The following is a 23,140-nucleotide window of genomic DNA, read 5'->3' as shown; positions in this document are numbered from 1 at the left end:
GGGTGCGTACCGGACTCGGCGCTCGCAAGCCGCTGTCGGGCTTGGCCGTTCTCGCAACATGGAGCGAATCCTTTAAAGCCTCGTTAACGGCGCGGCGGCGGGGACGGCCTGTGGACCCGCTTGCACCACCGTGTTGAGGCCCTCCAATAGAAAAAACAGAGTCTCAGAATCTCTCTTTTCTTTTCGAGAGGGGCCTGTGTGGGGATCCGGCGCGCCTCGACTCGACAGGAGGCGCGTCGACGGGCATGCCGGATGACGGGGACGGAATGGGAGCGACGATGACGGGGACGGAGCGCAAATCCGAACGCAAGGTGCTGCGCGTCCTCGAGGGCGAGGCGATCGGACCGCCGCCCGCCTGGATGATGCGCCAGGCCGGCCGTTACCTGCCGGAATACCGGGCGAGCCGGGCCGAGGCCGGCTCCTTCCTCGACCTCTGCTACAGCCCGGACTTCGCCGTCGAGGTGACGCTCCAGCCAATCCGCCGCTTCGGCTTCGACGCCGCGATCCTGTTCTCGGACATCCTGGTCGTCCCCCATGCGCTGGGCCAGGACGTGCGCTTCGTCGAAGGAGAAGGGCCGCGCCTCGATCCGCTCGACGGCCGCGACGCTTTCGGGCGGCTGCGCGAGGCCGGCGATCCGGCGATCTTTTCGCATTTGGCTCCGGTCTTCGAGACCGTGAAGCGGCTGCGCTCCGAATTGCCCGGTGAAACGACCCTGCTCGGCTTCTGCGGCGCGCCCTGGACGGTGGCGAGCTACATGATCGGCGGCCGGGGCACCCCGGACCTCGCTCCGGCCCGGGCGCTGGCCGAGGGCGACACGGCCCTGGTCGACAGCCTGATCGACCGCCTCGTCACCGTGCAGACCGCGTATCTCGTCCGCCAGATCGAGGCCGGCGCCGACGCGGTGCAGATCTTCGAATCCCATGCCGGCACCCTGCCGCGCGCCGTGCCGGCCTCCGGGGACATCGTCGAGCCGGTCGGCGACGTCACCGAGAGCGCCCTGCCGGATGATGCGGCGATGGACGCCCTGACCCGCTGGTCGCTCCGCCCGATCGCCCGGATGATCGCCGGCGTCCGGGCACGGGTGCCGCACGCCAAGATCATCGTGTTCGCCCGCGGCTCGGGCCTCGACGGCCATGCCCGGGTGGTGCCGGAGACGGGGGCCGACGCCGTCGGCGTCGACTGGGCGGTTGACCTGAAGGCCCTGCGCCGGCAGATCCCGGCCGCGATGGTGACCCAGGGCAACCTGCATCCCGACACGCTGATCGAAGGCGGCAACGCCCTCGATGCCGGGGTCGACGCGGTGCTGGAGGCGACCGCGGACCTGCCGCATGTGTTCAACCTCGGCCACGGCATCACCCCGCAGACGCCGGTAGCCCATGTCGAGCGGATGCTCGCGCGGCTGCGCAGGTAGGCCGTGCTCTACGATTGGCTCAAGGCCGGGCACGTAATCAGCCTGATCGCCTGGATGGCGGGCATGCTCTATCTGCCGCGGCTGTTCGTCTACCACGCGAGCCTGCCGCCGGGCTCGGAGACGCAATCGGCGACCTTCAAGGTGATGGAGCGCCGCCTGCTCAAGGCGATCATGAACCCGGCCCTGATCGCCACCTGGGCGTTCGGGCTGACGCTGGCCTGGATGAGCGGCTTCTACGCGAGCCCCTGGCTCCAGGCGAAGTTCGTGCTGGTGGTGGCGATGACGGGCATCCACGGCTGGCTCGCCCGGATGGTCAAGGATTTTTCGGCCGACAGGAATACACGCGGGCACAGGTTCTACCGGGTGCTCAACGAGGTGCCGACGCTCCTGATGATCGGCATCGTCATCCTGGCGATCGTCAAGCCGGGCTTCTGATCCGGGGATCCTGTGATCCGGTTCCGGTTCACCGCGGCGACGGCATCCCCGGAGCCTTTCGCCGGCCGGACCGTTGGGGGGCCATGACCAAGCTGTTCGCCCTCGTCCCGCCGCTGGCACTCTTGGCGCTGTCGGCCGCCGCCCCCGCCCGGGCCGCGAGCTTCGCCTGCGACAAGGCCGAGACCCCCGACGAGACGGCGATCTGCGCACACCTCCCCCTCAACGACATGGATGTCGAGATGGCGACCCGCTTCGCCATCCTGAAGGACGTCCTGCCGATGGGCGGCCAGACCAAGCTGCGCGACGACCAGGAGATTTGGCTCAAGGAGCGCCACGCCTGCGACGCCGATGTCGCCTGCCTGCGCGGCCTCTACGAGACCCGGCTCAAGGTGCTGCGCGGGGTGCTGTCGGAATTCGCCAAGCAGGGGCCGCAGTAGACATACTCCTACTTTGGTATAGTATATATATCCATGGAAATCAGAATATCAATTATTTTATAGCGAGTGACCTTCTTCCGCAAAAGAACGTCGTCCTTTCTATCTCTATGTTCGCCTAACGATAGGTAAAATTTTTTGTCTTTAATGTCTTTTTCAAAGACGATCCATTCGCCTGTAAGCTCCATTCGGTCACTACGATCACGATAAGCACCAATCGAAAGATCGTACGATAAAATGCCGGCAAAATCCTCGCCTTTAGATCCGATGCATTTTTTAATCGACTTTTTGAATGAATACTTGAGTTCGTTTCTGAGATTTTTTCCGATAAAATAAGGTTGAAAATGATGTTTATGCCAAAAGCCAAGTAAGGGAGGCTTCTCAAACGGAGCTGCATCCTTCGTCCGGCTGGATCGCGGATCAGTCCCCTCCAATATACCGATCTCGTCGTAGATGAGATGAACGTGATAGAAACGTGCCACCATGTGGTAGGCAAGTTCGAACGCCAAGCCGAACGTGTAACGCCCGGTGCCCATTTTGAGATCGAGCCATTCGCAGACATCCTGAATGATCTCGGGGGTGACGATAACCTGTCCGCCCAGTTGCTGCGATCCCTCTTCCTCACTCGACATCTGACCTCCGGATATGGCAAGCGAGGTCAAGATCGGCAGATCTCGACTACGGCATGGATTTCGAGCATCTGCTGGGCCTACACACGGGTTTGCGCCGCGAGCCGCTCGCGATCGCCGATATTGATTCTTTCATAGCCCGAGCGCTTGGTGCTCGGACGTGCCATGTCTTCCTTTCAGCCGAAACAATCCGAAAACAGTTGCGGCGGCACGCAGACTTGCCGATCAGCGCCTATCGCTGCGCGGGACCCTGTCTCAGACGGGGTTCATATCACCAGGATAGCCCACGGTCGGCAGTGGTCCTGTACACGGACCAGAGCATCTTCGGTGCGCATTTCCGTGCTTACATCAAGGCGACGCAGGCCGGGCACGAACTCTATCTCGTCTCGTTCCTGATGATGCGCGGACGGGACCTCCGGCGAGAGCTGCGAAAACCCTATCCGGTTCTTCGACCCGGATCCTGAAAACGCGAAAGGAGGCCGAAGCCTCCTGACGCTGTGGGGCGGGGCCTGCCGGAACCCCGCATGGCGCTCCCGTCATCTGCAAAGACAACGGTGCTACGGCAGGCAGAATGTCACCGTGTCACCCACGCAGGAAAAGATACACCTCGGCGCGTGAATTTTCCAGTCGTCAGACCACGGGAGGCGGGCGCGTGACGGGGTCGTGCCGGCCATTCGCCTGAGGGCCCTCCATCACAACCGCGCCAGCAGCCGCTCCGCCAACAAGTTCTCGGCCGCGAAGGCGTAGTCGACCCGCCGCACCGTGACGGCGCGGGCGCCGGCCTCTACCAGGGCGCCGGCGAGCTCGAACACCGCGCCTTCCGGGCAGCGCATCACGATCTCGCCGTCGCTCCCCCGCGGGGCGCCGTAGGGCAATTCGGCCTCGTGCAGGCCCGCGATGGTGGCGAGGTCGATGGCGCCGCTCTCCGGCAGGGCGGCCCGGACCTCCCGGGTGGTGCGGGCGCGCTCCTCGGCGGCGATCCGGCCAAGCACGGTACGCAAAGCCGCGCGCTGGCCCTCGCCCCAGGGTGCCTTCAGCGAGGCGACCAGGTTGGCCTCGGAGCGCAGGATGATGCCGTCGTCCAGCACCTTCAAGGCGTTGGCGCTGAGCGTCGCCCCCGTGGTGGTGATGTCGACCACGATCTCGGCGGAGCCCGCCGCCGGCGCGCCCTCGGTGGCGCCCAGGCTCTCGACGATCCGGTAATCGGCGACGCCCGTCTCGGCGAAGAACCGGCGGGTCAGGTTCACATACTTGGTCGCCACCCGCAGGCGGCGGCCGTGGCGGGTGCGCATCAGCGCCGCGACCTCGTCGAGGTCGGCCATGGCCCGCACGTCGATCCAGGCCTGGGGCACGGCCACCACCACGGTGGCGTTGCCGAAGCCGAGCGGCGTCAGCAGCTCGACCTGGCCGCGCACGTCCGGCAGGGTCTCGCGGATCAGATCCTCGCCGGTCACCCCAAGATGGGCGGCCCCGGAGGCGAGCTGCGCGGCGATCTCCGAGGCCGAGAGGTAGCGCACCTCGACCCCCGGCACGCCGACGAGCTTGCCGCGATAGTCGCGGGCGCCGGCGCCCTGGGCCAGCCGCAGGCCGGCCCGGCCGAAGAACGCGCTGGCATTCTCCTGGAGGCGTCCCTTGGACGGAACCGCGAGGATCAGGCTTGTCTCGGAACCGCTCATCGTCCGGCTCCCGCCACGCGCTCGACCCAGAAGGTGCAGCCCACCGCAGGCAGGGGCGTCGGGCTGCCGAGATGCCCGAGGAGGCCGTCGTAGCGGCCGCCGCCGACCAGCATCGGCCCGTCGCCCTCGTTCACCTCGAAGATGAAGCCGGTGTAGTAGTCGAGGTTGCGGGCGAAGCTGCCCTGGAAGCGGAAGCGCTCGATCGGCAGGCCCCGAGCGGCGATGAAGCCGGTGCGCTCCTCGAACAGGTCGAGGGCGGTCAAGAGGGCGTCGTGGCGCAGGCCCGCCTCGGCCACCAGCCCCCGCAGGTCGCGCGCGGCCGCGTCCGGATGGCCGGCGATCGTTCGGTAGCGGTCGAGGATCGCGCGATTCTCGGAATTGAGCCCGGCGCCGCCATTGGCCTGCGCGGCCGCCTTGCCGAGGAAGCGCTCGGCGATCTCGCCGGCGCTGCGGCCGCCCACCGCCGAGATGCCGGCGATGGCCAGCACATCCTCCACGAAGGCGCGCACGCCCTGCGGGTCCTGGCCCTGGATCGCGGCCAGCAGGCCGGCATGGGGATCCTCGGGGCGGGCGTCCGCGCCGCCATTGGTGACCGCGTCGAGGGAGCGCCCGGCGGCGAGCGCCCGGAGGGTCCGGCGCTTGGCCGCCGGCGGCACGGCGAGGCCGTCGAGCAAAGCCACGGTCAGGCCCATATCGCCGAGCCGCACCCTGGGGTCGGTCCGGCCGAACAAAGCGAGGCCCTCGAGCGCCAGCCCCAGCACCTCGGCATCGGCGGCGGGCGTGTCGGTGCGGCCGATCGACTCGATGCCGGCCTGGAAGAACTCGTCGGGCTCGTCGGCCGCGAGCCGGAAGACCGGACCACAATAGCTGTAATCCGCCACCTGTCCGTCGGCCTGGGCCCGGTGCAGGCGGCAGACCGGGATCGTGAATTCCGGCCGCAGGCACAGCTCGGCCCCAGCCGCGTCCTGGGTGACGAAGATCCGGCGGCGGATATCCTCGCCGGACAGTTCCAGGAACGGCTCCACCGGTTGCAGCACCGGGGGCGTCACCGGCCGGTAGCCGGCCGCCGCCAGATGCGCGAGCAGCCGCGTCCGCGCTGCGTCGCCCGCCCCCGTCTCACCCGCCTCCGGTCGTGTCATGGTGTCCATCCTCGCGGGCGCTCCGTAGCAGCCGCAGCCGCGCTTGGCGACACGCGCGCGCGGTGTGTCCGCCCGATGCGGCACACGGGATTGCGCAGGCGCGGTCCGCCGACCAATAACCTTTACGAACCTGCAACGGCAGTCCGGTACAGAAGCCGCGTCAGGCCCTGTCATCGGTGAGCCGCCCGTGCATCTTCCCTTCCGCCTCAGGACGCAGTTCCTGGTGCTCGCCGGCCTGATCGGGGCGATCGTCATCGCGGTCGGCACTCAGGCCGCCCTGCGGGTCTGGCAGAGCGCCGCGACCACCGAAGAGATCGGCGACCGGCTCCTGCCGGTCGTCGACCTGCTGGGCGATCTGCGTGCGACCATGACCCGGGTGCGCCTGGGGGCCACCCGGGTGCTCGACGAGACCGAACCCGGCGCCCTCGGCCAAGCCCGGGAGCGCAACGACGCCCGGATCGTCGAGATGCAGGGCCTGATCCGGGACGTCACCGCCCTGCTGTCGGCGAGCCCCGAGACGACTGCGTCCGTCACCGCCTTCACCGGGCAATGGCAGGCCTATCTGGATGCGCAGCGCGAGGCCTTCGCTCTGTCGGCCGGAGGCGATGCCATCCGAGCCCGGGCCGCCTTCAACGGTCCGGCCAACAAGCTGTATGACACCGCCTGGAAGAGCCTCGATGCCCTGAAGGGTTCCTCGAGCCGGGCGGCCCGGTCCGCCGCCGGAGCGGCGCGCGCCGCCAGCGCGACCGCGGTGACGACGATCCTGGTGGGCACCGGCCTCGGTACGGCCCTGGCTCTGGCCCTGATGGCATGGCTCGCCCGGGACATCGCCGGGCGCGCCCTGGGGGTTGCCGCCGCCATGACGGAGCTGGCCGCCGGCAATGCCGAGGTTGAGGTGCCCTGCACCGAGCGGCGGGACGAGATCGCCGAGATCGCCCGGGCCGCCCTCAGTTTCCGGGCGAGCCTGGAGCGCAATCGCGCCCTCGAGACCGAGACCGCCCTGGCCCGGGCCGGCGCCGAGGCCCAGCGTCGGGCAGCGATGCAGAGCATGGCGGCGGCCTTCGAGGGCAGCGTCGGCGGGGTGATCGTCGCCGTGACGGCCGCTGCCGCCCAACTCCAGACCACCGCCGGAAGCATGAGCACGATCGCCGCCCGGGCCTCGGCCCGGTCGGGGGGCGTCGCCCGGGCGGCCGAGGAAGCCGCCGGCAATGTCGGCACGGTGGCGGCCGCCGCCGAGCAACTCGGTGCCTCGGTTCAGGAGATCGGCCGGCAGGTTCAGGCTTCGGCCAGCATGGCGCAGGGGGCCGTCGCGGAATCCGGCCAGACCGCGGCCCTCGTGGAGGACCTCAGCAGCGCCGCGTCCCGGATCGGCGACGTGGTCGCCCTCATCTCCGGCATCGCGGCGCAGACCAACCTCCTGGCCCTCAACGCGACCATCGAGGCGGCCCGGGCCGGGTCCGCCGGCCGGGGCTTCGCCGTGGTCGCTTCCGAGGTGAAGGCCCTGGCCGAGCAGACCACCCGGGCCACCGCGGAGATCACCGGGCAGATCGGCCGGATCCAGGCCTCCACCGGCCAGGCCGTCGGGGCGATCGGCTCGATCACCGCGCGCATCCAGGAGATCAGCGGCGTGGCGACCTCGATCGCCGCTGCCGTGGAGCAGCAGGGTGCGGCCACCCAGGAAATCGTCCGCAACGTGTCGGAGGCCGCTGCCGGGACCAGCGCGGTGACCGGCAACGTTGCGGGCCTGGCGGGCGCCGCCGACGAGACCGGTGCAGCCGCCGCCCAGGTCCTGGCCTCGGCGAACGCCCTATCGCGCGAATCAGGACAGCTCGGCGCCGCCGTGGAGCAGTTCCTGTCCGGCCTGCGGGCGGCTTGATCTCGGGCCGCCGGCTCAGCCGTCCACGGCGGAAAAATGCCGGCTCAGCACAGCGCGGACCTGGGCGACCATGTCGGCCTCCGGGCAGGACACTTGCGCCGGGCGGGCGGCCTTCCACTCGGCGTTGCTGCCGATGCTCTCGGCGGCGCGGGCGCCCTCGATCAGGTCCTTGATCTGGACCTCGCCGGCCAGGCGCTCGTTCGAGCCCTGGATGATCGCCACCGGGGCACGGCGGCGGTCGGCGTATTTCATCTGCGCCTTCATGCCGGCGGCGCCGAGATAGAGTTCGGCCCGGATCCCGTCCGCCCGCAGCAGCGCGACCAGCCGCTGGTAATCGGCCATGTTCTCGCGATCGAGGACCAGCACCACCACAGGGCCGGGGGTCTCGGTGCCAGCGAGCAGCGGGCTCTTCACCAGCTGGAGCGCCGAGAACAGCCGCGAGACGCCGATGGAGAAGCCGGTGGCCGGCACCGGCTCGGCCCGGAAACGTCCGACCAGGCCGTCATAGCGCCCGCCGCCGGCCACCGAGCCGAAGCGCACGGTCTGGCCGTCCTCGTTGGTGACCGGGAAGGTCAGCTCGGCCTCGTAGACCGGGCCGGTATAGTATTCGAGCCCGCGCACCACGCTCGGATCGGCCCGGATCACGTCGTGGCCGTAGCCGGCGGCGGCGCAGAGCCGCATGATCGCGTGCAATTCGGCGATGCCCTCGCGGCCGGTCTCGGACTCGCCCACCGCCTCGTGCCAGCCGGCGAAGAACTTTTCCCAGAACGCCATCTTGTCGGCGCCGTCCGCGGCATCGGCCTGGAACGACACGTAGGCCAGGATCCGCGTCACCGCGGTGGCGTCGAGGCCGGCACCCTTGGTGAAGTCGCCGCTCTCGTCCTTGCGGCCGGGGCCGAGCAGGTCGCGCACGCCGTCGACGCCGAGGCGGTCGAGCTTGTCGATCGCCCGCAGGACGGTCAGCCGCTGGCCGGCCTTGTCGGGGCCGGCGAGGCCGATCGCCTCCATGACCCCGTCGAGCACCTTGCGGTTGTTGACCTTGACCACGTACCGGCCGCCGAGCCCGAGCCGGTCGAGGGTGTCGGCCATCAGCATGCAGGTCTCGGCATCGGCCGCGACGCTGCCGGCGCCGACGATGTCCGCATCGAACTGCATGAACTGCCGGAACCGGCCCGGCCCCGGCTTCTCGTTGCGGAAGACATAGCCGGCCCGGTAGCTGCGATAGGGCTTGGGCAGGGCGTCGTAGTTCTCGGCCACGAACCGGGCGAGTGGCGCGGTGAGGTCGTAGCGCAAGGAGAGCCAAGCCTCGTCGTCGTCCTGGAACGAGAACACGCCCGCATTCGGGCGGTCGAGGTCGGGCAGGAACTTGCCGAGCGCCTCGGTGTATTCGACGAACGGGGTCTCCAGGGCCTCGAAGCCGTAGAGCTCGAAGCTCTTGCGGATCGTCTCCAGCATCCGCCCCTGGGCGGCGATCTCGTCGGCGCGGCGGTCGACGAAGCCGCGGGGCAGGCGGGGCTTCAGGACTTCGGCCCGGCTTTCGGCCTTCGCGGTTTCCGGCTTGGACATGTCAGCGCGTTCGCTTCCCGCGGACCCGGAGCCCGGATCCGGTGTGAGTCGTCTCCGGGGCGGCGGAGATCCTGGGGCCGGGCTCTAGAGCATGACGGCCGAAAGGGGAATTCGGTTTCCGGCTTGCTCACCCCGTCCTCAATACGGTGCCGTCAGCTTGAGCCAGAGCAGCACCGCGAGGCTCACCACGGCGATCGGCATCTGCAGGGGGCGCAGGCGGGCATGGGCGAGGGGCACCGCACCGGCGCGGGCCGCCAGCGGATCCAGGATCGCGATGGCCGCGTAGCCGAGGATCAGCATGGCCAGCGCCGGCACCGCCTTGCCCATCACCGCCGCGAACAGGCTGAACAGGCCGAGCGCGTACAGGATCAGCATCGTGGCGATCTGGGAGAGTCGCGGGCCGCCCTCGGTGCGGAAGCTGACGCCCCGGTGGACGCCGGCCAGGAACAGCAGGATCGAGGCGGCGTAGAGCAGGGTGAACAGGGCCACCAGGTAGTCGAGGGGCTGCCCGTTCAGCCACCAGGCCGCCGCGGCGCCGACGGCGATCGGCACCATCGGGCCGAAGCCGAACACGATGTCGAGCCAAGGGATCCGGCGCGGCTCGTGCGCGGTGATGGTACGTCCGGTGGCATCGTCGCGCATGTCGGTGGGGCCGGGCTCTCGGGGTGAGGGTTTGCTGCGCTGCGGCGCCGGGACGGGGAACGGCCCCGCGGGACCCCGGTTCCGCGCCGAGCGCTTTAGCGCCGCCGCAGGAAATCCGCGAGGTCCGGCCTGCGGATGGCGTGTTCAACTGATCGTGGCGAGGGTTCGGACGTTCCCGCGGCCCACCGACGTTTCGAAGACGAGGCGCGTCTCCCTCCTCCTCTGCGGGGTGAGGGACGGGTGCGGGTGTCGTTCTACACTGCCCCCATCCGGCGACGATACGTGTCCATCGTCACCGATCCCGCGCCGCCCCCGGCGCCCTCGATCGGGCCTGCCCCTTGAGTGCGGTGGAAAAACGCGTTATTTCTTCCGAGCCCTCTTCACAAGGTCAGCGCCGCAGCGCGCCCGTGAGCCGCGAGGGTCCTGCCGAAAACGGTCCAGCCAAGACGATCTTCGGGCCCCTCGCTTCCAGCGCGGCCCGCTCTCCGGCGCCCGTCCCCCGGGTTGCTTGGCGCAGAACCGGCCCTCCCACCTTCTCCGTCGGTTGCAAGACACCCCATGACGCCACATCCCGACGCCTTCGCCGATCCCCTGGCCGATCCCGAGATTGCGGATCCGGCCGACGCGCCCGCCACCCAAGGGGCGGGTCAAGGGACCGGTACCATCGCCGTCCTCGAGGGCGTGCGCGAGGTCAAGCTGTTCGACCTCAAGGCCAAGACGCCGACCGACCTGATCGCCTTCGCCGAGGAGGTCGAGGTCGAGAACGCCTCGACCATGCGCAAGCAGGAGCTGATGTTCGCGATCCTGAAGCAGCTCGCTGCCAAGGAAGTCGAGATCATCGGCGCCGGCACCGTCGAGGTGCTGCAGGACGGCTTCGGCTTCCTGCGCTCGAACGACTCGAACTACCTGCCCGGCCCGGACGACATCTACATCTCGCCGACCCAGATCCGGCGCTTCGGCCTGCGCACCGGCGACACCGTCGAGGGCCCGATCCGCGGCCCCAAGGACGGCGAGCGCTACTTCGCGCTGCTGAAGGTCAACACGATCAACTTCGAGAACCCTGAAAAGATCAAGCACAAGGTCCATTTCGACAACCTGACGCCGCTGTTCCCCACTAAGCGGTTCAAGCTCGAGCTCGAGAATCCGACCAAGAAGGATTTCTCGCCCCGGATCATCGACATCGTCGCGCCGATCGGAAAGGGCCAGCGCGCCTTGATCGTGGCGCCGCCGCGCACCGGCAAGACCGTGCTGATGCAGAACATCGCGCAGTCGATCACCCTCAACCACCCGGAATGCTACCTCATCGTGCTGCTCATCGACGAGCGGCCCGAGGAGGTCACCGACATGATCCGCTCGGTGAAGGGCGAGGTCATCGCCTCCACCTTCGACGAGCCGGCCACTCGCCATGTGCAGGTCGCCGAGATGGTGATCGAGAAGGCCAAGCGCCTGGTGGAGCACGGCCGCGACGTCGTCATCCTGCTGGACTCGATCACCCGGCTGGGCCGCGCCTACAACACCGTGGTGCCGTCCTCCGGCAAGGTGCTCACCGGCGGTGTCGACGCCAACGCCCTGCAGCGGCCCAAGCGCTTCTTCGGCGCCGCCCGCAACATTGAGGAGGGCGGCTCGCTCTCGATCATCGCCACCGCGCTGATCGATACCGGCTCGCGCATGGACGAGGTGATCTTCGAGGAGTTCAAGGGCACCGGCAACTCGGAGATCATCCTGGACCGCAAGGTCTCGGACAAGCGCATCTTCCCGGCGATCGACATCACCCGCTCCGGCACCCGCAAGGAGGAGCTGCTGGTCCCGCCGGACGCCCTCAAGAAGACCTACGTGCTGCGCCGCATCCTCAACCCGATGGGCGTCACCGACGCGATCGAGTTCCTCATGGACAAGCTGCGCCAGACCAAGAGCAACAGCGACTTCTTCGACTCGATGAACACCTGATCGGGTCCGGGGCCTTTCTCACGGGCTCCGCCCCCGAACCCCGCCGAAGGGCTCGGCCCTTCGGAAACCCGGGGCCGCGTTGACCTTCTCCTAACCGGCCGCTGCCATTCTCGGCTTTGGGAGCCAGGTTGCGTATCGGCTCCGCGACAGCCCCGCCGGCCGGTTCATCCCGGCGGCGGGGCTCGTCGCAGCCTTGCTTCGCAAGCGCGATCCGTGACACTGGCGCGATGCCCCGCTCGCCCTGGCTCCGTCCGGATCCGCTCCTCCTCGCCTCCACCAGCCCGACCCGGCGCCTGCTCTTGGAGAGCGCGGCCCTGCCGGTGGAGACTGCGCCCCCCGACATCGACGAGCGCGCCCTGGAGGCGTCGAGCCAAAACCTGTCGCCGCCCGACCTCGCCCTGCGCTTGGCCCGCGCCAAGGCGGAGGCAATGGCATCCCGCCATCCGGGGCGCGTCGTGATCGGCGCCGACCAGGTGCTCGAGCTCGACGGCACGGTGTTCCACAAGCCCCGGGATTTGGACGAGGCCCGAGCCCAGCTCGCGCGCCTCGCCGGCCGCACCCACGCCCTGCATGCCGCGGTGGCGCTGGCCGGCGCCGTCAGCGACGGCTTCGTGGAGACTGCCCGGCTGACGCTCCGCCCCCTCGATGCCCGGGCGATCGCCGCCTATGTGGACTGCGCCGGCGCGGACAGGGTATGCGCCAGCGTCGGCGGCTACCAGCTGGAAGGACCGGGCATCCACCTGTTCGAATCGGTCGCCGGTGATCATTCGACGGTGCTCGGCTTGCCGCTGCTGCCGCTGCTCGCCCGCTTGCGTGATGCCGGCTACCTGGATTTCTAATCAGGGTTTCCAAAGGGCTCAGCCCTCTGGCGGGGTTCCGGGGCGGAGCCCGGAGGCTTGCAGGGCTCCGCCCTGCACCCGCACAAGGTCCCGGACCTTTTGAAACTACGATCGAACGGAGCATCGTCTTGGCCGGGCACGATCATTCCCACGGATCCCATTCCCATGGTGGCCACGGCGGCCATGGCGGCCACGCGCATGCGCCGAAGAATTTCGGGCCGGCCTTCGCGATCGGCATCGTGCTCAACACCGGCTTCGTGGTGGTCGAGGCGGCCTACGGCTACATCAGCAACTCGATGTCGCTGGTGGCCGATGCCGGCCACAACCTCTCCGACGTGCTGGGCCTCGCCGCGGCCTGGATCGCCGCGATCCTGGTGCGCCGCCGGGCCAGCGCCCGCTTCACCTACGGCTATCGCGGCTCGTCGATCCTGGCGGCGCTGTTCAACGCCGTGTTCCTGCTGATCGCCATGGGGGCGGTGATCTGGGAGGCCCTGGTCCGGCTGGTCCATCCCGAGCCGGTGGCCGGGACCATCGTGATGGTGGTGGCCGCCATCGGGATCCTGGTCAACGGCGTCACCGCGTGGCTGTTCGCCAGCGGTGCCAAGGGCGACATCAACATCCGGGGCGCCTTCCTGCACATGCTGGCCGATGCCGCGGTCTCGGCGGGCGTCGTGGTCGCCGGCCTGGTGATCCAGCTCACCGGGCTCGCTTGGCTCGACCCCGCGGTCAGCCTCGCCATCGCGGCTCTCGTCGTCTGGGCGACCTGGGGGCTTCTGCGCGACAGCGTGGCGATGTCCCTCGACGCGGTGCCGCCGGAGATCTCCCCGGAGGCGGTGACCGGCTTCCTGCGCGACCGGCCCGGGGTGATCGACCTCCACGACCTGCACATCTGGCCGATGAGCACCACCAGCGTCGCCCTCACGGTCCATCTGGTGATCGCCGAGGACCATCCGGGCAACGGTTTTCTGGCGGAGACCGCCGAGGGCCTGCGCACCCGCTTCGGCATCGGCCACGCGACCCTGCAGATCGAGGCGGCCGGCGGCCCGGCCTGCCCCCTCGCCGAGGCTTGCGCCGCGTGAGCGCGGCCCCGATCCCCCGGGCCTTCGTGGTCGGCCACCCGATCGCGCATTCGCGCTCGCCGCTGATCCACGGCTACTGGCTGGCCGAGCACGGCATCCCGGGCTCGTACGAGCGCCTGGACGTCGCCCCGGCGGCGTTTGCCGGCTTCCTCCGGGCGCTGCCGGATTCGGGCTTCCGCGGCGGCAACGTCACGATCCCCCACAAGGAGGCGGCCTTCGCGCTGGCCGACGCCCTGACGCCGCGGGCAAAAAAAATCGGCGCGGTGAACACCCTGGTGGTCGAGCCCGACGGCCGGGTCCGCGGCGACAACACCGATGCACCGGGCTTCTGCGCCCATCTCGACCACAGCCTCGGAGCCGGCTGGCCGGAGCGGGCCGGCGGCACGGCGGTGGTGCTGGGCGCGGGCGGCGCGGCGCGGGCGATCGTCGTCGGCCTCGCCGAACGCGGGCTGCGCCGGATCCTGATCGCCAACCGCACCCGCGCCCGGGCCGAGACCCTCGCGGCCCTGGCGCCGGGGATCGGTGAAGCCCTGGCCTGGGACGACCTGCCCGATGCGCTCGCCGGGACGGGGCTCCTGGTCAACACCACCGCGCTGGGCATGAAGGGCCAGCCGCCCCTCGCTCTCGACCTGACCCCGCTGCCGGCCTCCGCCGCGGTGGCCGACATCGTCTACGCCCCGCTGGAGACGGACCTGCTCGCGGCGGCGCGCCGCCGGGGGCTCGCGGCGGTCGACGGCCTCGGCATGCTGCTGCATCAGGCGGTGCCGGGCTTCGAGGCGTGGTTCGGCCTGCGCCCCGCCGTCAGCCCGGGCCTACGGGACCGGATCGTGGCGGACCTCGCCGGATGACCAAGGGGCCTTCCGTCAGCCGCCCGATCATCCTCGGCCTGACCGGCTCGATCGGCATGGGCAAGTCGGCCACCGCCACGATGTTTTCGGCGCTCGGCGTCCCGGTCCACGATGCCGACGCGGCGGTCCACGCCCTCTACGGTCCCGGGGGCGAGGCCGCTACGGCAATCGGCCAAACCTTTCCCGGCGTGCTCGACCCGCAGGGCGGCGTCGACCGCGCCCGCCTGCGCGCGGCGGTGCTTGGCGCGGCCGACCGGATGGCGGCGCTCGAGGCCATCGTCCACCCCCTGGTCCGGGCGGCCAGCACGGCGTTTCTGGCCCGGCACGCGCAGGCGCCGCTGGTCGTCCTCGACATCCCGCTCCTCTACGAGACCGCGGGCGAGACCCGCTGCGACGCGGTCGCGGTGGTCAGCGCGCCCCCCGAGGTGCAGCGCGCCCGGGTCCTGGCCCGTCCCGGCATGACCGAGGACGCCTTCGCGGCGATCCTGGCCAAGCAGATGCCGGATGCCGAGAAGCGGGCGCGAGCGGACTTCGTGATCGACACGAGCCGAGGCTTTCCCGCCGCCGAGGCCGAGGTCGCGCGGATCGTGGCTACGCTGGCGGATTGAAAAGTCCCGGTTTCAAAAGGTCTGCGACCTTTTGCGGGTCCAGGGCGGAGCCCTAGCATCTCGGGGCTCTGCCCCGAACCCGGCCAAAGGGCTGAGCCCTTTGGGATCTCAGGACTGGGGCATGCGATGTCGGAACGGCTTCGGGACAAGGTGACGTTGGTGACCGGTGCGGGTCGCGGCATCGGCGAGGCCGTGGCCCGGGCCTTCGCCGATGAGGGCGCATTCGTGTGCGTCACCGATCGCGATGCGCCCAGCGGCCGCGCCGTTGCCGAAGCGATCGGCGATCGGGCCCGTTTCGCGCCGCTCGATGTGCGCGACGAGGCGGCCTGGGCGGCCGTCATGGCCGACCTGCTCGCCCGGCACGGCCGCCTCGACGTGCTCGTCAACAATGCGGGCGTCACCGGGTTCGAGAACGGGCCGGTGGCGCAGGATCCGGAGCATGCCGCGCTCGCCGATTGGCGGGCCGTGCACGTGACCAACCTCGACGGTGTCTTCCTCGGCTGCAAACACGCGATCCGCGCGATGCGGCGCACCGGAGCGGGCGCCATCGTCAACATCTCGTCGCGCTCCGGCCTGGTCGGCATTCCCATGGCGGCGGCCTATGCGTCCTCGAAGGCGGCGGTCCGGAACCACACCAAGACGGTGGCGCTGTACTGCGCCGGCCAGGGCCTGAACGTACGCTGCAATTCTGTTCACCCGGCGGCGGTGCTGACGCCGATGTGGGAGCCGATGCTGGGGAACGGCCCCGATCGCGCAGAGCGCATGGCCGCCCTGGTCGCCGACACGCCGCTGCAGCGCTTCGGCAGAACGGAGGAGGTCGCGGCAGTCTGTGTGATGCTCGCCTCCGACGAGGCCCCCTATATGACCGGTACCGAGATCACCATCGACGGCGGATTGCTCGCCGGCACCGCAGCGAATCCCGGGCGCTGAGCGGCCTCTCGTGGATTGCAGGCGGTCGACGCGGGAGGGCCCTGGATGCCGATACGCAAGACGACCGACCGCCGGGGCTCGAATCCCCGCGCCGCATGGCTCTCCGGCTTGGCCCTTGCGCTGCTCGCGGCCGTCCCGGCCCAGGCGCAAGTCGCCGGCGCCTGCCCGCCCCCGAAGAAGCTCGCGGCCGGCGCCTGCGTCACCGCCTGTCCGGGCGGGTACGAGGATCGCGGGCGCGACTGCGTGTATCGCAACCAGTCCCGCTGACGGTTATGTCACGCCCACCCGATCCGCCCGAAGAACCCGGCGATCTCGGCCGCCGCCCGGTCGGGATCCTCCCGGTGGGGGAAGTGGCCGACGCCCGGAAACGGCGCGAGGTCGAGATCCGAGAACGTCTCGCCCAGGCGGTCGGTCCAGGCATAGGGGAAGATCGGGTCGTGCTCGGCCCAGCGCACGCAGGTCGGCACCGTGATCGGCGGCAGGGACGGGGCCTCGCCCTTGAGCATCGCGATCCGGCCGGCATGGGCCGCCCGGTAATGCGCGAAGCCGCCCGCGAGGTTTCCGGGTTTTTGGAACGTGTCCACGAAGGCGTCGAGCACGGGATCGAACGCGTCCTTGCGGTGTGACCAGTGGCGCAGGAAGTGGCCGATATAGGCGGCGCAGCTGTCCCGGCTGGCGCCGACCAGCGTCACTGCCAGGTCCATCTGGTTGAAGGACTGGTACCAGATCTCGCTGAGGCGGTCCGGGGCGCCGAGGCGGGGGCCGATCCCGGGATAGACGAAGTCGAACAGGAACAGGCCGGCGCAACGCTCCGAATGGGCCCGGGCAAGCGCCTGGATCACCGCGCCGCCGACATCGTGGCCGACGATGCCGGCGCGGTCGATGCCGAGCGCCTCCAGCAGCGCCGCCATGTCGGCCGCCTGCTCCGGCGGCCCGAAGGCACCTTCGGGCTTGTCGCTGTCGCCGAAGCCGCGCAGGTCCGGGGCGATCAGGGTGTGGCGGGCGGCCAAGCGCGCCATTATCGGTTCCCAGGTCAGCCAGTATTCCGGCCAGCCGTGAAGCAGCAGCAGCGGCGTACCCGAGCCGCAGCGCGCGACGTGGAGATCCGCGCCGTTCACGCGGATCGTCAGGTGCTCGAGGCCGTCCATCGTCCCTCCATCTCGGCCCGCCGGGCCAGCATCTTCGCCTGCAGCCGGCTGCGGCGGGCGGCGATCACCGTGCCGTTGATCTCGCCGCCGAACAGGAACATGGCGGCCAGCCAGTACAGGAACACTAGGAACACCATCGCGGTGGCCAGGCCCCCGTAGGTCGACGCGTAGGCGTTCGAGAACCGGTCCAGGTAGAACCCGAAACCGAGGCCGGCGAAGAACCACAGCACCAGCGTCACCCCGATCCCCGGCAGCACCGACAGGATCGAGCGCCGGCCGGCCGCCACGAACTTGTGGGCGATGATCAGCACCACCGCCAGCAACAGGGCCGTGACGGCGATCCGCCCGATCGCCACCGTCAGGCTCAGGGGCTCCAGCCCGGGCGCGACCAGCACGACGTTGCGCCAGATCAGGGGGCCCAGCACCACCAGCAGCGCGAAGGCCAGCATCGCGAAGGCGCCGCAGATCACGTAGCCGATCGATTCGAGCCGGGTCAGCCACCAGGGCCGGCCCTCCCGCAGCCCGTAGGCGCGGTTCAGGCCGACCCGCAGGCTCTCGACCCCCGAGGACGAGAAGTAGAGGGCGAACAGGGCGCCCAGCGTCAGCACGCCGCTGCGCTGCTCGGTGAGCACCCGGTGGACCTCGCCGACGATCGGCTTGGCGATCTCCCGGGGCCAAGCGTCGAAGATCAGAACCCCGGCCTCGTCGGCCAGCGACTGGGTGCCGAACACGCCGGCCAACGCCGCCAGCAGGATCAGGAACGGGAACAGGGAGGTCAGGGTCGAGAGCGCGATGTGGCTGGCGATCGCCCAGCCGTCATGGGCGACGAAGCGCTGCGCCGCGAGGGCCGCGACCTGGAATCCGTTGCGGAGAGATTTCACGGGTGTCCAACGATCCTCGTGCCGGCCCGCCGATGAAGGGCGCCCGGGCCGGCCCGTCAACGCCGCCGAGCCGGTCCAGTCCCGTTCGCCGGCCGGTGACGCGCCGCGGCCACGCCGACCCGAGCGGTGGGCCGGACCCGATCACCGGACCCGGCAACCGAATCGCCGTTGCCATTTGCCCCCCGGCATGCTCCGTCCGCGCCGCCATGCCCACCCCCACAGCCGATTCGACCCACGCGGCCAGCGCCCTGCCGGTTCTGTTCGTCCCGATCTGGGCGACCGGCTTCATATCTGCCCGGGCCGTGATCCCGCACGCCGATCCGCTGGGCTTCACGGCGGTCCGGTTCACCGGGGTCGCCCTGCTGCTGGCGCTGATCGCGGCGGCCTCCCGGGTGCGCTGGCCCGGGACCCGGGCGGGCTGGCGCGATCCCATCGTGGCGGGCTTCCTGATGCAGGGGATCTACCTGTCGGGGGTGTTCTGGGCGGTGAGCCGGGGGCTGCCGGCCGGGATCGCCGCCCTGGTCGGCAGCCTCCAGCCCCTGCTGACGGCGCTCCTGGCCGGCCCGCTGCTCGGCGAGCGGGTCAGCGGCCGGCGGGCGCTCGGGATCCTGCTGGGTTTTGCCGGGGCCGGCCTGGTGCTCGCCCCCAAGCTCGGCGCCGCCGACCCCTCCGGCATCCCGCCGGTGGCCCTGGCGGTCAGCCTCGTGGCGGTCCTGGCCCTGACGTTGGGCACCCTCTGGCAGAAGCGCACCGGCGGCGGTGGCGACCTCCTGACCAACGCGACGCTGCAATTCGTGGGTGGGATGGCCTGCGCGATCCCGCTGGCGCTGGCCTTCGGCCATACCGAGATCGACCCTGTCGCGCCCCTGTGGCTCGGGCTCGCCTGGGCGATCCTGATCAACTCGGTGGCCGGGATCCTTCTGCTGCTGGCGCTGATCCGGCGCGGCGCGGTAGCGGGCGTCGCCGCCCTGTTCTTCCTGGTCCCGCCGGTCGCCGCCGTGCTGGGCTACCTGCTGTTCGGCGAGGTGCTTACCCTGGTGCAGGTCGCCGGGATGGCGGTGGCGGCGCTCGGCGTCGCGGTGGCGAGTCGGGCCTGAGCGATCGGACCTGCGACCGAAGGCCCGGAAACCCTTCCCGGCCTCGCGGTTTGGTGCGCGGGCCCTGACGGCCCGGGTCGGCACCACGAGGCGAGGATGGATCAGGACAAGCCCCGCGAGATCCGCCTCGCCCTCGACGCGATCCCCCTCGGCGGAAAGGCCGAGGGCAAGGCGGGCGAGGATGCGGTGCTGTTCGTGCGCGACGCGGACGGCGTGCGCGCCTTCCAGGCCAAGTGCCCGCATCTTGGCGCGCCGCTCGCCAAGGGCGAGATCTGCGGCGGCCGCCTGTATTGCCCGTGGCACAAGGCGGCCTTCGCGCTCGCCGACGGCAGCCTGGAGGAGCCGCCGGCGCTGGAAGCGCTCACCCGCTATCCTGTCCGGATCGAGGGCGGCGAGGCGGTGGCGACGCTGACTCCTGAGCCCGCCCCGGCCAAGCGCGCCGGGACGACCATCGGGCAGGTCCTGATCGTCGGTACCGGCGCGGCGGCGGTCGCCTGCGTCACCACGCTCCGGCGTGAGGGCTTCTCCGGCACGATCACCCTGGTCGGCCGCGAGGCCCAGCCACCTTACGACCGGACCAAGCTGTCCAAGCAGTTCCTGGCCAAGCCGACGCCCGCCGAGAAGGCCCTGTTGGAGCCGGACTTCGCCGCCGCGCACCAGATCGAGCGGATCGAGGCCGAGGCGACCCGGATCGACCCGGCCACCCGCAGCGTCACCCTCGCGGACGGACGTGTGCTCGCCGGCGACGCGCTGCTGATCGCCACCGGCAGCCGTGCGGTGGTGCCGGATTTCGAGGGTAAGGACCTCGAAGGCGTCATGACGCTGCGCAGCCTCGACGATGCGGTGCGGCTCAGCGACGCGGCGGAGCGTGCCGCGCGCGTGGTGGTGGTCGGCGCCGGCTTCATCGGCCTGGAGGCGGCGGCCTTCCTGACCAAGCGCGGCCTGTCCGTGACGGTGCTGTCCCGCGAGGCGCTGCCCTTCGCCAAGCGCTTCGGTGAGGCCGTGGGCGCAGCGCTGAAGCGCTATCATGAAGGCACCGGCGTCACCTTTGTGACGGGAAACGTCGCGCGGATCGCCGGCGACGGATCCGTCGAGGCCGTCGAGACGGAGGACGGCGCGCGGCTGCCGGCCGACATCGTGCTGATCGGCGCCGGCGCCGCGCCGGAGACCGCCCTCGTCGCCGGGGTGGAGCCGGACGCGCACGGCGGCCTGCCGGTGGGCGCCGACCTGAAGCTCGCCGACGGCGTCTGGGTCGCGGGCGACATCGCGGCCTTTCCGGAGCGCGGCACCGGGGTGACGGCCCGGATCGAGCACTGGCGACTGGCCCAGCAGCACGGGACTCACGTGGCCAAGACGATCCTGGGCGCGACGGACGCCTTTTCCAGCGCGCCGTTCTTCTGGAGCAACCAGGGTGACAAGCGCCTGGATTACGGCGGCTACGCACCCGGCTTCGATCGGATCATCCTGCAGGGCGATCCGGCGGCGCTGGACTTCATCGCCTATTACGTCCGCGAGAACCGGGCGGTGGCCGCCTGCAGCATCGGGCGCAACCCGGCCTTCACGGCGTTCCTGCACCTGTTGGGCGAGGGCCGGGTGCCGAGCCCGGAAGCGATCGAGGCTGGCGCGGATCTCCCCGCCCTGGTGTGATGCCGGCTTCGCCGCGTGCCGCCAGCGCGCGCGGCGATGAGCCCCAGGACGGGGCGAGGCCGCTTGGCGTAGCGGTACTGGATCGCGCCGTCGGGACGGTCGCCTTCATGCTGAAGGAACCAGTTCTGGCGGTCGATCCTTCGGTCAAACGCCGCCCGCCGTCCGAGAAGCCGGGCCCTCCTGGGAGGCATCATGAATTCGATTGTCGTCGTCGCCCTGATCTGTGCCGCCTCCGTCCAGGCCCCGGACTGCTCGCGCGACACCGCCCTGGACGTGATCACCGGCCCGGCCCACACGCTTCAGGAATGCCTGATTCAGGGACCGGTGCTGGCGGCCAATGCCGGTTTCAAGGGTGAGGACGGCGCCTATGTGAAGACCCGCTGCGAGCAGAAGCACTGAACGCGAGCGTTCGTTGCTGAAGTGGAGGTCGGTTTGGCGTCAACGCGCACGTCAAAACCCGACGGCCTTCAACTTCAGTTCAAGACGCGGCAAATGAAATCTGCTTCGGCCTCGACGTCGGACGGGTTAGAAGACACGATCCAATAAAACGCCACGCGAGCAAAAATCATGTCCGCATCCCCTGCCATCCAGACCGAGCCGCAGGACGTCGTCAGCCTCACCAAGGCCGCCGGCGAGAGCGCGAAGGCCCTCGTGGCCGAGGCCACCCGGCGGGTGCGGACACGCATCCTGGGCACCGATGGGCGGATCGATGCCGGCAAGCTCGAGGCGCAGCAGCACGCCGCCCATGGGCTGGCCTGGCTCGCGACCTACGCGGAGGCGGTGGCCGAGCTCGGCGGCTATGCCGAGCGCCTCCAGGCCGAGGGCCGGTTCGGCGAGACCGAGACGCTGCTCGTGCGGATCGGCGCCGGCGAGTATCTCGACCAGCTGTTCTCCGGCATCCCGATGAGCCAGGGCGAGATGGTCCGGCCGACCGGCTCGCTCGGCCTGTCGGCCAAGGAGGTGGCGCAGTACCGCACCGACGCGGTCGAGACGCTGATCGCCGAGGGCAACACCCCGGAGCACCGCGCCGCCCTGGTGGCGCTGATGCGCGAGGGCGGCGGCTCGGCCACCGTCGGAGCCTCGGGCCTCGACGAGGACATGGAGGCGATCCGCTCCGAGATGCGCCGCTTCGGCAAGGCCGAGGTGGTCGAGCAGGCGCATGAGTGGCATCTGAAGAATGAATACATCCCGATGGAGGTCGTCACCAAGATGGCCGAGCTGGGCGTGTTCGGCCTCACGATCCCGGAAGAGTATGGCGGCATGGGCCTGCCCAAGACCGCGATGTGCGTGGTCTCGGAGGAGCTGTCCCGGGCCTATATCGGCGTCGGCTCGCTCGGCACCCGCTCGGAGATCGCCGCGGAGCTGATCCTGTGCGGCGGCACCGAGGAGCAGAAGCACCGCTTCCTGCCCAAGATCGCCTCGGGCGACATCCTGCCGACGGCCGTGTTCACCGAGCCGAACACGGGTTCGGATCTGGCGAGCCTACGCACGAAGGCGGTGAAGGACGGCGACACCTGGAAAATCACCGGCAACAAGACCTGGATCACCCATCCGGTCCGGGCCGACATCATGACCGTGCTGGTTCGGACCAAGCCCGAGGAGAAGGGCCATCGCGGCCTCTCGATGCTGATCGCCGAGAAGCCCCGGGGCACGGATAACGAGCCGTTCCCGGTTCAGGGCCTGTCGGGCGGCGAGATCGAGGTGCTCGGCTACCGCGGCATGAAGGAATACGAGCTGGCCTTCGAGGACTTCGCGGTTCCGGCCGCCAACCTGCTCGGCGAGGTCGAGGGCAAGGGCTTCGCCCAGCTGATGCAGACCTTCGAGTCGGCCCGCATCCAGACCGCGGCCCGGGCCATCGGCGTCGCGCAGTCGGCCCTTGATGCGGGGCTGCGCTACGCCGAGGAGCGGGTCCAGTTCGGCAAGGCGCTGGTCAGCTTCCCGCGGGTGGCCGACAAGCTCGCCATGATGGCGGTGGAGATCAACATCGCCCGGCAGCTCACCTACTTCTCGGCCCGCGAGAAGGATGCCGGCAAGCGCTGCGACCTGGAGGCCGGGATGGCCAAGCTGCTCGGCGCCCGGGTCGCCTGGGCGGCCGCCGACAACGCCCTCCAGATCCACGGCGGCAACGGCTTCGCGCTGGAATACCCGGTCAGCCGGATCCTGTGCGACGCCCGCATCCTGTCGATCTTCGAGGGCGCCGCCGAGATCCAGGCCCAGGTCATCGCCCGGCGCCTGCTCGAAGCCGCCTAAAAAGTCCCGGATTCACGAGGTCCGGGACCTTGTGCGGGTGCCGGGCAGAGCCCGGCT

At 70.1% G+C, this 23,140-nt stretch carries 22 protein-coding genes; 15 read left to right on the top strand and 7 right to left on the bottom strand.

Features of this window, described 5'->3' with window-relative positions; genetic code table 11:
* The first annotated feature begins 266 nt into the window (after positions 1-266).
* The 3 genes from MKL11_RS23155 (at position 267) to MKL11_RS23145 (ending at position 2,284) form a co-directional block, all read left to right on the top strand.
* On the top strand, positions 267-1,412 hold the full coding sequence (locus tag MKL11_RS23155; RefSeq protein ID WP_243947650.1) for a uroporphyrinogen decarboxylase: 1,146 nt from the start codon (positions 267-269) through the stop codon (positions 1,410-1,412).
* Positions 1,413-1,415: 3 nt separating this feature from the next.
* Positions 1,416-1,847 carry a protoporphyrinogen oxidase HemJ gene (gene hemJ, locus MKL11_RS23150; protein ID WP_243947648.1) on the top strand — a complete coding sequence of 144 codons (432 nt, stop codon included), beginning with the start codon at positions 1,416-1,418 and terminating at the stop codon, positions 1,845-1,847.
* Between the two features lie 83 nt (positions 1,848-1,930).
* Positions 1,931-2,284 carry a lysozyme inhibitor LprI family protein gene (locus tag MKL11_RS23145; RefSeq protein WP_243947646.1) on the top strand — a complete coding sequence of 118 codons (354 nt, stop codon included), beginning with the start codon at positions 1,931-1,933 and terminating at the stop codon, positions 2,282-2,284.
* An 8-nt stretch (positions 2,285-2,292) separates the two neighbouring features.
* On the opposite strand, the gene MKL11_RS23140 is transcribed toward MKL11_RS23145, so the two are convergent.
* The 3 genes from MKL11_RS23140 to MKL11_RS23130 form a co-directional block, all read right to left on the bottom strand.
* Entirely contained in the window at positions 2,293-2,943 is a 651-nt protein-coding gene (locus MKL11_RS23140) for a hypothetical protein (protein WP_243947644.1), read from the bottom strand.
* Between the two features lie 659 nt (positions 2,944-3,602).
* Entirely contained in the window at positions 3,603-4,586 is a 984-nt protein-coding gene (hisG, locus tag MKL11_RS23135; protein WP_243947642.1) for an ATP phosphoribosyltransferase, read from the bottom strand.
* Positions 4,583-5,725, bottom strand: coding sequence for an ATP phosphoribosyltransferase regulatory subunit (locus MKL11_RS23130; RefSeq protein ID WP_243947640.1), 1,143 nt, complete (start codon positions 5,723-5,725; stop codon positions 4,583-4,585). Before MKL11_RS23130 ends, hisG begins: the two co-directional genes overlap by 4 nt.
* Positions 5,726-5,912: 187 nt before the next feature.
* On the opposite strand from MKL11_RS23130, the gene MKL11_RS23125 reads away from it, so the two are divergent.
* Positions 5,913-7,601, top strand: a complete 1,689-nt coding sequence (locus MKL11_RS23125; RefSeq protein WP_243947638.1) for a methyl-accepting chemotaxis protein — start codon at positions 5,913-5,915, stop codon at positions 7,599-7,601.
* Positions 7,602-7,616: 15 nt separating this feature from the next.
* On the opposite strand, the gene hisS is transcribed toward MKL11_RS23125, so the two are convergent.
* Positions 7,617-9,167, bottom strand: coding sequence for a histidine--tRNA ligase (gene hisS, locus MKL11_RS23120; protein WP_243947636.1), 1,551 nt, complete (start codon positions 9,165-9,167; stop codon positions 7,617-7,619).
* Between the two features lie 138 nt (positions 9,168-9,305).
* Positions 9,306-9,809 (bottom strand): DUF3429 domain-containing protein, encoded by a 504-nt coding sequence (locus tag MKL11_RS23115; protein ID WP_243947634.1) that lies wholly within the window; start codon positions 9,807-9,809, stop codon positions 9,306-9,308.
* Positions 9,810-10,367: 558 nt separating this feature from the next.
* Between MKL11_RS23115 and rho the strand changes: the two genes are divergently transcribed.
* The 7 genes from rho to MKL11_RS23080 all read left to right on the top strand — a co-directional run bounded on the left by rho (position 10,368) and on the right by MKL11_RS23080 (position 16,327).
* Positions 10,368-11,756: a transcription termination factor Rho gene (gene rho, locus MKL11_RS23110; RefSeq protein ID WP_243947632.1), complete on the top strand. Its 1,389-nt coding sequence runs from the start codon at positions 10,368-10,370 to the stop codon at positions 11,754-11,756.
* A 227-nt stretch (positions 11,757-11,983) separates the two neighbouring features.
* Entirely contained in the window at positions 11,984-12,595 is a 612-nt protein-coding gene (locus tag MKL11_RS23105; RefSeq protein ID WP_243947630.1) for a Maf family protein, read from the top strand.
* A gap of 128 nt (positions 12,596-12,723) precedes the next feature.
* A complete protein-coding gene (locus tag MKL11_RS23100; RefSeq protein ID WP_243947629.1) occupies positions 12,724-13,674 on the top strand; it encodes a cation diffusion facilitator family transporter in 951 nt (316 codons plus the stop codon).
* On the top strand, positions 13,671-14,522 hold the full coding sequence (locus MKL11_RS23095) for a shikimate dehydrogenase (protein ID WP_243947628.1): 852 nt from the start codon (positions 13,671-13,673) through the stop codon (positions 14,520-14,522). The genes MKL11_RS23100 and MKL11_RS23095 overlap by 4 nt, the downstream gene beginning before the upstream one ends.
* Positions 14,519-15,130 carry a dephospho-CoA kinase gene (gene coaE / locus MKL11_RS23090; protein WP_243947627.1) on the top strand — a complete coding sequence of 204 codons (612 nt, stop codon included), beginning with the start codon at positions 14,519-14,521 and terminating at the stop codon, positions 15,128-15,130. The genes MKL11_RS23095 and coaE overlap by 4 nt, the downstream gene beginning before the upstream one ends.
* 126 nt (positions 15,131-15,256) lie before the next feature.
* Positions 15,257-16,060 (top strand): glucose 1-dehydrogenase, encoded by an 804-nt coding sequence (locus MKL11_RS23085; protein WP_243947626.1) that lies wholly within the window; start codon positions 15,257-15,259, stop codon positions 16,058-16,060.
* Between the two features lie 45 nt (positions 16,061-16,105).
* Positions 16,106-16,327: a hypothetical protein gene (locus MKL11_RS23080; RefSeq protein WP_243947625.1), complete on the top strand. Its 222-nt coding sequence runs from the start codon at positions 16,106-16,108 to the stop codon at positions 16,325-16,327.
* A gap of 8 nt (positions 16,328-16,335) precedes the next feature.
* Here the strand turns inward: MKL11_RS23080 and MKL11_RS23075 are convergent, their stop codons facing one another.
* Together MKL11_RS23075 and MKL11_RS23070 are read right to left on the bottom strand one after the other, a co-directional pair.
* Positions 16,336-17,208, bottom strand: a complete 873-nt coding sequence (locus MKL11_RS23075; protein ID WP_243947624.1) for an alpha/beta fold hydrolase — start codon at positions 17,206-17,208, stop codon at positions 16,336-16,338.
* On the bottom strand, positions 17,187-18,089 hold the full coding sequence (locus MKL11_RS23070; protein WP_243947623.1) for a YihY/virulence factor BrkB family protein: 903 nt from the start codon (positions 18,087-18,089) through the stop codon (positions 17,187-17,189). The genes MKL11_RS23075 and MKL11_RS23070 overlap by 22 nt, the downstream gene beginning before the upstream one ends.
* A gap of 206 nt (positions 18,090-18,295) precedes the next feature.
* Between MKL11_RS23070 and MKL11_RS23065 the strand changes: the two genes are divergently transcribed.
* From MKL11_RS23065 to MKL11_RS23050, 4 genes are all read left to right on the top strand, one after another.
* Positions 18,296-19,186, top strand: a complete 891-nt coding sequence (locus tag MKL11_RS23065) for a DMT family transporter (protein ID WP_243947622.1) — start codon at positions 18,296-18,298, stop codon at positions 19,184-19,186.
* 96 nt (positions 19,187-19,282) lie between these two features.
* Positions 19,283-20,833: an FAD-dependent oxidoreductase gene (locus MKL11_RS23060; protein ID WP_243947621.1), complete on the top strand. Its 1,551-nt coding sequence runs from the start codon at positions 19,283-19,285 to the stop codon at positions 20,831-20,833.
* Positions 20,834-21,025: 192 nt separating this feature from the next.
* Entirely contained in the window at positions 21,026-21,232 is a 207-nt protein-coding gene (locus tag MKL11_RS23055; RefSeq protein ID WP_243947619.1) for a hypothetical protein, read from the top strand.
* A 168-nt stretch (positions 21,233-21,400) separates the two neighbouring features.
* Positions 21,401-23,083, top strand: coding sequence for an acyl-CoA dehydrogenase family protein (locus MKL11_RS23050; RefSeq protein WP_243947617.1), 1,683 nt, complete (start codon positions 21,401-21,403; stop codon positions 23,081-23,083).
* The last annotated feature ends 57 nt before the right edge of the window (positions 23,084-23,140 follow it).

The organism is Methylobacterium sp. J-077 (assembly GCF_022829365.1).
Lineage (GTDB): Bacteria > Pseudomonadota > Alphaproteobacteria > Rhizobiales > Beijerinckiaceae > Methylobacterium.
The sequence above is the reverse complement of the archived record's forward strand: the minus strand, read 5'-3'. Positions and strand labels throughout refer to the sequence as shown.